1 protein-coding gene and 1 other annotated feature are annotated in these 1,317 nt (G+C 67.3%); the gene reads right to left on the bottom strand.

Annotation, left to right across the window (positions count from 1 at the left end; genetic code table 11):
- Nucleotides 1-30: 30 nt before the first annotated feature.
- Nucleotides 31-1,265, bottom strand: a protein-coding gene (locus ACIPEK_RS46680; RefSeq protein WP_402009140.1) for an IS3 family transposase whose coding sequence is annotated in 2 segments (ribosomal slippage) — nucleotides 31-986 and nucleotides 986-1,265 — 1,236 coding nt in all. Because the reading frame shifts where the segments join, the coding sequence is not laid out codon by codon here.
- Nucleotides 859-987, bottom strand: a sequence feature (AL1L pseudoknot). Its footprint overlaps the gene before it by 129 nt.
- Nucleotides 1,266-1,317: the final 52 nt, after the last annotated feature.

Here is a 1,317-nt window from a genome sequence, read left to right as displayed (position 1 = left end):
TGTCAAGCCCCGGGTTTCGTGGAGAGTGAGTTAGCTGGTTTTCTGGAGTGATGCTGGGGGGTGGGCCGCGTAGTGGGCGGCTTCGTGCTCGGCGGGGGTGACGTGACCGAGTTCGCCGTGCAGGCGACTCTGGTTGAACCAGCCGATGTACTCGGCGACGGCGATCTCGACGTCGTTGATGGACGTCCAGGGGCCCTTGTTGCGGATCAGTTCGGCCTTGAAGAGGCTGTTGAACGCCTCGGCGAGGGCGTTGTCATACGAGTCGCCCTTGGAACCGACCGAGGCCACGGCCGCCTCGTCGGCGAGGCGTTCGGTGTAGCGAATGGCACGGTATTGAACGCCGCGGTCGGAGTGGTGCGTGAGGCCGGTGAGGTCGGCGCCGGTGTGCCGACGGCGCCAGATCGCCATGTCCAGCGCGTGAAGGGCGAGGTCGGTGTAGAGGCTGGTGGCGACCTGCCAGCCGACGACCATGCGGGAGAAGACGTCGATGACGAAGGCCGCGTAGACCCAGCCGGAGAACGTTCTGATGTAGGTGATGTCGGCAACCCACAACTGGTTCGGGGTAGTTGCGGTGAACTGCCGCTCGACCAGATCGGCCGGACGGTCGGTCTCCGGAGCAGGGCGGGTGGTGCGCGGGCCCTTGGCCCGGATCACGCCGCGAAGCCCCGCCTGACGCATGAGGCGTTCGACCGTGCAGCGGGCCACCTCGACTCCCTCGCGGACCAGGGCGGTGTGGACCTTGCGGGCTCCGTAGACACCGTAGTTGTCGGCGTGGATCCGGCGTATCTCCTGGGTGAGTTGCTCGTCGCGCAGGCTGCGGGCCGACGGCGGACGGGTGTGGGCAGCGTAGTAGGTGCTCGGCGCGATCGGCGCGTCCGTCTCGGCGAGGACGTCGCAGATCGGCTGGACGCCGAACGTCTCCTTGTACTGGTCGATGTAGGCGACCTTCATCGCAGTGGACGGTCCAGCTCCGCGGCGAAGAAAGCCGAGGCGGACTTCAGTATCGCGTTCGCCCGCCGCAGTTCCTTCACCTCCCGCTCCAGCTCCGCGATCCGGGCAGCCTCCGAACTGGTAGTCCCGGGCACGACTCCCTCGTCGATCTCGGCCCGTTTCACCCAGCCGCGCAGGGCCTCGGGGTGCACGTCCAGCTGGTCGGCGATCCGCTTGATCGCTCCGGCCCGGCCGGCCGGGTCCTTGCGGGCCTCGATGGCCAGACGCGTCGCGCGTTCACGCAGTTCGTCGGGGTACTTACGGGGAGCAGCCATGATCGGCATCCTTCCGGGTCTTGATGATCTCCATCAAACCCGGGGCGGTTCA

Origin of the sequence: Streptomyces sp. NPDC088246 (genome assembly GCF_044741025.1) — a bacterium.
Taxonomy (GTDB): domain Bacteria; phylum Actinomycetota; class Actinomycetes; order Streptomycetales; family Streptomycetaceae; genus Streptomyces.
The sequence above is the reverse complement of the archived record's forward strand: the minus strand, read 5'-3'. Positions and strand labels throughout refer to the sequence as shown.